This is a genomic window from Alcanivorax sp., from assembly GCF_051117345.1.
Classification (GTDB): domain Bacteria; phylum Pseudomonadota; class Gammaproteobacteria; order Pseudomonadales; family Alcanivoracaceae; genus Alcanivorax.
On the sequence record NZ_JBNPEC010000200.1, the window covers coordinates 1 to 6,470 of the forward strand.

Annotated in this window: 6 protein-coding genes and 1 pseudogene; 6 read left to right on the forward strand and 1 reads right to left on the reverse strand. The window is 60.9% G+C overall.

Annotation, left to right across the window (positions count from 1 at the left end; translation table 11 throughout):
- Positions 1–11: 11 nt before the first annotated feature.
- From rplU to proB, 4 genes are all read left to right on the forward strand, one after another.
- Positions 12–323 carry a 50S ribosomal protein L21 gene (rplU, locus tag ACFE0K_RS12660; RefSeq protein WP_434536410.1) on the forward strand — a complete coding sequence of 104 codons (312 nt, stop codon included), beginning with the start codon at positions 12–14 and terminating at the stop codon, positions 321–323.
- Between the two features lie 30 nt (positions 324–353).
- Entirely contained in the window at positions 354–614 is a 261-nt protein-coding gene (gene rpmA / locus ACFE0K_RS12665) for a 50S ribosomal protein L27 (RefSeq protein ID WP_035250027.1), read from the forward strand.
- Between the two features lie 166 nt (positions 615–780).
- Positions 781–1,971 carry an Obg family GTPase CgtA gene (cgtA, locus tag ACFE0K_RS12670; RefSeq protein ID WP_434536406.1) on the forward strand — a complete coding sequence of 397 codons (1,191 nt, stop codon included), beginning with the start codon at positions 781–783 and terminating at the stop codon, positions 1,969–1,971.
- Positions 1,972–1,994: 23 nt separating this feature from the next.
- Positions 1,995–3,107 carry a glutamate 5-kinase gene (proB, locus tag ACFE0K_RS12675; RefSeq protein ID WP_434536407.1) on the forward strand — a complete coding sequence of 371 codons (1,113 nt, stop codon included), beginning with the start codon at positions 1,995–1,997 and terminating at the stop codon, positions 3,105–3,107.
- 152 nt (positions 3,108–3,259) lie between these two features.
- Here proB and rpsT read toward each other — a convergent pair whose 3' ends face one another.
- A complete protein-coding gene (gene rpsT, locus ACFE0K_RS12680) occupies positions 3,260–3,526 on the reverse strand; it encodes a 30S ribosomal protein S20 (RefSeq protein ID WP_035250031.1) in 267 nt (88 codons plus the stop codon).
- 225 nt (positions 3,527–3,751) lie between these two features.
- On the opposite strand from rpsT, the gene murJ reads away from it, so the two are divergent.
- A complete protein-coding gene (gene murJ / locus ACFE0K_RS12685) occupies positions 3,752–5,317 on the forward strand; it encodes a murein biosynthesis integral membrane protein MurJ (protein WP_434536408.1) in 1,566 nt (521 codons plus the stop codon).
- 139 nt (positions 5,318–5,456) lie between these two features.
- Positions 5,457–6,424, forward strand: a pseudogene (gene ribF / locus ACFE0K_RS12690) (bifunctional riboflavin kinase/FAD synthetase).
- The last annotated feature ends 46 nt before the right edge of the window (positions 6,425–6,470 follow it).

The following is a 6,470-nucleotide window of genomic DNA, read 5'->3' on the forward strand; positions in this document are numbered from 1 at the left end:
GGAGCACATGCATGTACGCAGTAATCAAAACCGGTGTCAAGCAGTATCGCGTTGAAGAAGGCGATGTTGTGCGCATCGAGAAAATTGAAGTGGCCACTGGCGAATCCGTGGATTTCGACCAGGTGCTGCTGGTTGCCAACGGCGACGACGTGAAAGTCGGTCAGCCGATGCTGGATGGCGCCAAGGTCACCGCAGAAGTGCTGGAGCAGGGTCGTCACAAGAAGATCAAGATTGTGAAGTTCCGTCGTCGCAAGCACTCCCGCAAGCAACAAGGTCATCGCCAGTGGTACACGGCGGTGAAAATCACCGGGATCCAGGGCTGATCCTTAGACATTTGAAGAGAGGATTGAGACATGGCGCATAAGAAAGCCGGTGGTAGTACTCGTAACGGTCGCGATTCGGAAAGTAAACGTCTTGGCGTAAAACGCTTTGGCGGTCAACTGGTTAGCGCAGGCGAAATCATCGTTCGTCAGCGTGGCACCAAATTCCACGCTGGTGGTAACACCGGCATGGGCAAAGACCACACCATCTTTGCCAAGGAAACCGGTCGCGTTAAGTTCGAAACCAAGGGTCCGCTGAGCCGCAAGTTTGTGGTGATCGAGCCTGTGGCCTGATCCGAAAGGGTCGGAAAAAGCCCCGCGAGGCTCCTGCCCGCGGGGCTTTTTTGTGTCAGGCTGCTTGCAAGCGGCGTGGTAGTGCGCGAACAGATCCAGGACATTGTGGTGAGTGGCCCGTGTGCTGCCCTACAATGGCATCCATCCAGTAATAGAGTGTCCCCCAATGCAATTTGTCGATGAAGCCACCATTGAAGTTCACGCCGGTAAAGGCGGTGATGGCTGTCTGAGTTTCCGGCGCGAAAAATACGTGGAATTCGGCGGTCCGGATGGTGGCGACGGCGGCGCCGGTGGCAGTGTGCTGGTGAAGGCGGACACCAATCTGAATACTCTGGTGGATTACCGTTACGAGCGCAATTTCAAAGCCCGTAACGGTGAGCCCGGCAAGGGCCGGCAGATGACCGGCAAATCCGCTGACGATGTGGTGTTGCTGGTGCCGGTTGGCACAACCATCGTCGATGTGGATACCGATGAGGTGCTGGCGGATCTGACCGATCCGGAAAAGCCGGTGATGATCGCTCTGGCGGGTCGCGGCGGTCTGGGCAACATCCATTTCAAGAGCAGTACCAACCAGGCGCCGCGCAAGATCACCAAGGGCAAGCCGGGTGAATCCCGTCGCCTGCGCCTGGAGTTGAAGGTTTTGGCGGATGTGGGGTTGCTGGGCATGCCCAATGCAGGCAAGAGCACCCTGATTCGGGCGATTTCCGCTGCCAAACCGAAGGTGGCGGATTATCCGTTTACCACCCTGGTGCCCAATCTTGGCGTAGTGAAGGCGGATCGCCATCGCAGTTTTGTGGTGGCTGATATTCCCGGCCTGATCGAGGGCGCCGCAGAAGGGGCGGGTCTGGGGATTCGTTTCCTCAAGCACCTGGCGCGCACCCGCCTGTTGCTGCACGTGGTGGACCTGGCGCCCATGGATGGCAGTAGCCCGGCGGATCACATTGATGCCATCGCCGACGAACTGGACCGTTTCTCTCCAGCCCTGGCCGAGCAGGAGCGCTGGTTGGTATTCAACAAGATCGACCTGCTGGCGGATGATGAAGCCCAGGCGCAGGCGGATGCCATTGTCGAGGAGCTGGGCTGGCAGGGCCCGGTGTTCCGCATTTCCGCTGCGGCGGGGGTTGGCTGCGAGGACCTGGTCTACGCCCTGATGAATGCCATCGAAGATCGTCGTCGGCTGGAACTGGAAGATCCGGATTATGCTGCCGCTCAGCAGGATCTGCGGGCTCGCCTGGAAGAAGAGGCGCGCGAGAAGGTCCAGGAGCTCAAGGCGGATGCGCGCCGAGCCCGCCAGAATGATGGCGATGACGACGACGATGATGATGACCACGATGTGGAAGTGGTTTACGAACCCTGATCAGGCGTAATTAAGGAGTGGGCGTGGCGGACCGCCAGCGTTGGGTAATCAAGATAGGCAGTGCCCTGCTGACCAATGACGGCAAGGGGCTGGATTGTGCGTTGATGCAGTCCTGGGTGGATCGCATGGTGGCGCTGCGCGAGCAGGGCATCGAAGTAGTGATTGTCTCTTCCGGTGCTGTGGCGGAAGGCATGACCCGGCTGGGCTGGACCTCCCGGCCGGATTCCGTGCACGAGCTGCAGGCTGCTGCTGCGGTGGGCCAGATGGGGCTGGTGCAGGCCTGGGAGTCGCGTTTCCAGAAGCACAATTTGCACACCGCCCAGGTGCTGCTTACCCACGATGACCTGTCCGATCGCAAGCGTTACCTCAATGCTCGCTCCACGCTGCTGACCCTGCTGGGCTTTTTGGTGGTGCCGGTGGTGAACGAGAACGACACCGTGGTTACCGATGAAATTCGCTTTGGCGACAACGATACCCTCGCGGCGCTGGTGGCGAATCTGATCGAGGCGGACCGGCTGGTGATTCTCACCGATCAGGATGGCCTTTTTGATGCCGATCCGCGCAGCAACCCCCAGGCAACATTGATTCGCGAGGCGCGGGCATCGGACCCGGATATTGCCCGTGTCGCTGGCGGTGGCGGATTATTGGGGCGTGGCGGCATGGCCACCAAGGTGCGCGCCGCCAAGCTGGCGGCCCGCTCCGGGGCGTCGACGACCATTGCCTCCGGACGCAGCCCGCAGGTATTGGCAGAGTTGGCTCAGGGGCAGGGGCCTGGCACTACCTTGCTGCCGGATACCTCGCCCATGAATGCCCGCAAGCAGTGGCTGGCCGGGCATCTGCAGATGCGTGGCCGTGTGGTGCTGGATGCCGGCGCCGTGCGCCGCATCCGTGATGGTGGCTCCAGCCTGCTACCGGTGGGAGTGGTGGATGTATTCGGCCAGTTCTCCCGCGGGGAAATGGTGGCCTGCGAAAGCGAGCAGGGCGAGCGCATCAGCTGTGGCCTGGCCAACTATGATGCTGCTGATGCACGCCGGATCTGTGGCAAGAAAAGTGCCGAGATTGCTGATGTGTTGGGATACATGAACGAGGAAGAGCTTATCCATCGGGATAATATGGTGGTGTTCGACGTCGGCTGAGGCTTGCATCGCGAAGAGGCGAGGAGCGAGTTTCGAGAAGCGAAGGGCAAAACCGGTTTGGGTTTTCAAAGCTCGCGTCTCGCAACTCGTCACTGATTCTCAGACATAAAAAAACCGGCCATTGGCCGGTTTTTTATGCGAACGCGTCAGACTCAGGCAGCCATGGCCTTGATCTTGGCGTTCAGGCGGCTCTTGTGGCGAGCTGCCTTGTTCGGGTGGAACTTACCCTTACGGGTGGCTTTGTCCAGCACAGACACCGCTTGGGTATAAGCTTCCTGAGCGCTGCCTTGGTCGCCGGACGCAATAGCCGCGTTCACCTTTTTCAGGTATGTGCGCACCATGGAGCGCATCGCTGCATTGTGCTGACGGCGGTTTTCCGCCTGACGCGCACGCTTGCGTGCTTGCGGTGAGTTAGCCAAGGTCCTGCTCCTATACTTTAAATTCGAAGGTCAAATTCGGGTTGTGACACTGGCCGCTGGGGCCGACCCTACCTGTTGTGATCAAAAAACACGCGGGTCATGGTCTAAAGACGCGCAACTATGCCGATCCGGAGGCCTGATGTCAATGGGCTTGGGGCGCGGAAATCATCATTCTGGCGGTTTGGGCGGCCTTTGTTTACTCTTGCCCGGTTTGCTGGAGGCATCATGACCGAACCCACAGAAAAGACCCCGAAAAAAGCCGGTTTAATGGCCTCCACCGCCCTGGTGGCGACCATGACCATGCTGTCGCGGGTGCTGGGGCTGGTTCGGGATGTGGTGATTGCCCGTATGCTGGGGGCTTCCGCCGGGGCTGATGCCTTTTTCGTGGCCCTGAAAATTCCCAATTTTTTCCGCCGTCTGTTTGCCGAAGGGGCCTTTAACCAGGCGTTTGTGCCGGTGCTCAGCGAGTATCGCAGCCAGGGCAGCATGGCGGCCACCAAGTTGTTGGTGGACCGGGTGGCCGGGACTCTGGGAACCGTGGTGGCGGTGATTACGCTGGTGGGGATGTTGGCAGCGGCGGGGGTGGTGTGGCTGTTTGCCCCCGGTTTTGGCGATGACCCGGTGAAAAGGGCGCTGACCGTGGAAATGCTGCGGCTGACCTTTCCCTACCTGTTCTTTATCTCCCTGACCGCCTTTGCCGGCGGCATTCTCAATTCCTGGAACCGCTTTGCGGTGCCGGCCTTTACCCCGGTGCTGTTGAACCTGAGCCTGATCGGCTGTGCCCTGTTCCTGGCGCCGCAGTTTGCCGAGGATCGGATGGCGGTGGCGCTGGCCTGGGGGGTGTTGATCGCCGGTGTCGCGCAGCTGCTGTTCCAGTTGCCGTTCCTGGCGCGGCTGAACCTGATGCCGGTGCCGCGCATGGGCTGGTCGGACCCGGGGGTGCGCAAGATCATGACATTGATGATTCCGGCCCTGTTCGGGGCGTCGGTCTATCAGCTCAACTCCCTGGTCAATACGGTGCTGGCGTCACTGCTGGAAACCGGCTCGGTGACCTGGCTCTACTATACGGACCGGCTGATCGAGCTGCCGCTGGGTATTTTCGCGGTGGCCATCGGTACGGTGATCCTGCCCAGCCTGTCCAGCAAGCATGTGGATGCCTCCAGCGAGGCGTTTTCCCGCACCCTGGATTGGGCCATCCGTATGGTGCTGCTGATCGGACTGCCTGCTGCGCTGGCGTTGGCGGTACTGGCTGAGCCGCTACTGTCTACGCTGTTTCAGTACGGGGAGTTTACCGCCTTTGATGTGGCGAAAACCGCTGAATCACTGCGTGCCTACAGCGCCGGCCTGCTGGCGGCCATGCTGATCAAGGTGCTGGCGCCGGGTTTCTATGCCCGCCAGGACACCCGCACCCCGGTGAAGATCGGCGTGATTGCCATGCTGGCGAATATGGCGTTCGGCGCCCTGCTGGTCTGGGAGTGGCGTCATGTGGGGCTGGCCACGGCCATGGCGTTGTCCGCCTGGCTCAATGCCGGGCTGCTGTATCTGGGGCTGCGCCGAGCCGGGGTCTATCAGCCGCTCAAGGGCTGGTTGTTCCATTGGGGGCGGATGGTGTTGGCTGGTGTGGCCATGGCGGCGGCCACGTACTGGTTGTCGTTGCAGACCCAGGCCTGGACCGAGGCCGGCATGTGGAACCGGGTCGGCTGGCTCAGCCTGATCGTGGCCTCCGGGCTGGCGATCTATGGGGCGAGCCTGATGATACTGGGGCTGCGCCCGCGGCATTTGCGACGCTGATACCCGGCGGGTTGTCTTCGCGCTCTGTGAGCGCCATGTCTGTGATGGTTAACCGTTTTTCCCGCCGGTAGCCGTCACGGGCGCATACAAAACCATCGACGAGCCTGTATAATCGGGCGTCTTTTGAGACGAGGATGAGATGCGACTGATTCGCGGCATTCACAATCTGCGCGACAGGCATCGCGGCTGCGTGGCCACCATCGGCAATTTCGATTGGGTGCATCAGGGGCATCAGCGGATTCTGGATCAGATGATTGCAGAAGCCCGCCGTCGTGGGTTGAAGTCCACGGTGATGCTGTTCGAGCCGCAACCTCAGGAATTTTTTGCGCCGCAGCAGGCGCCGGCCCGGCTCATGTCCCTGCGCGACAAGCTGATTGCCCTGCGTGCCGCCGGGGTGGATCAGGTGCTGTGTGTGCGGTTCGACGAGCGCTTCCGATCTCTGACCGCCGAAGCCTTTGTGCAATCCCTGCTGGTGGACGGGCTGGGGGTGGAATACCTGGTGGTGGGCGATGATTTCCGTTTCGGCTGTGGCCGCGACGGGGACTTTGCCTACCTGCAGCAGGCCGGCGGGCAATTCGGTTTCGATGTGACCGACACCGCCACCTGTGAAATCCACGGCGAGCGGGTGTCCAGCACCCGGGTGCGCGCGGCGCTCAGCGCCGGTGATTTTGCCCTGGCGGAAACCCTGCTGGGTCGGCCCTTTGCCATCAGTGGCCGGGTGCGTCACGGCGACAAGATCGGACGCACGCTGGATTTGCCCACGGTGAACCTGGCGCTGAAGCGTCTGCACTCGCCGCTGGCGGGGGTGTTTGCCGTGACGGTCAGTGGCGCCGGACTCACTGATCAGGCCGGGGCCGCCAATATGGGCGACCGCCCCACGGTGAACGGCACGGAAAATCGTCTGGAAGTGCATCTGTTGGACTACAGCGATGCGGGTGTCGGCAAGGACAGCCTGTACGGCAAGCATTTGACGGTTGCCTTCCGCCATTATGTGGGGCGGAAGAGAAATTCGCGGATCTGGATCAGCTCAAGACTGCCATCTGGCAGGACGTGCAAGCGGTCCGGGACTACTTTGAAAAGACGGGATTATCTAAGACGGGACTATGACGGACTACAAGGCAACGCTTAATCTTCCCCAAACCGGCTTTCCCAT

What these genes read in the sequence shown, in the direction of transcription:
- rplU (WP_434536410.1), top strand. Translation starts at nt 12, where the DNA reads ATGTACGCAGTAATCAAAACCGGTGTCAAGCAGTATCGCGTTGAAGAA.
- rpmA (WP_035250027.1), top strand. Translation starts at nt 354, where the DNA reads ATGGCGCATAAGAAAGCCGGTGGTAGTACTCGTAACGGTCGCGATTCG.
- murJ (WP_434536408.1), top strand. Translation starts at nt 3,752, where the DNA reads ATGACCGAACCCACAGAAAAGACCCCGAAAAAAGCCGGTTTAATGGCC.
- cgtA (WP_434536406.1), top strand. Translation starts at nt 781, where the DNA reads ATGCAATTTGTCGATGAAGCCACCATTGAAGTTCACGCCGGTAAAGGC.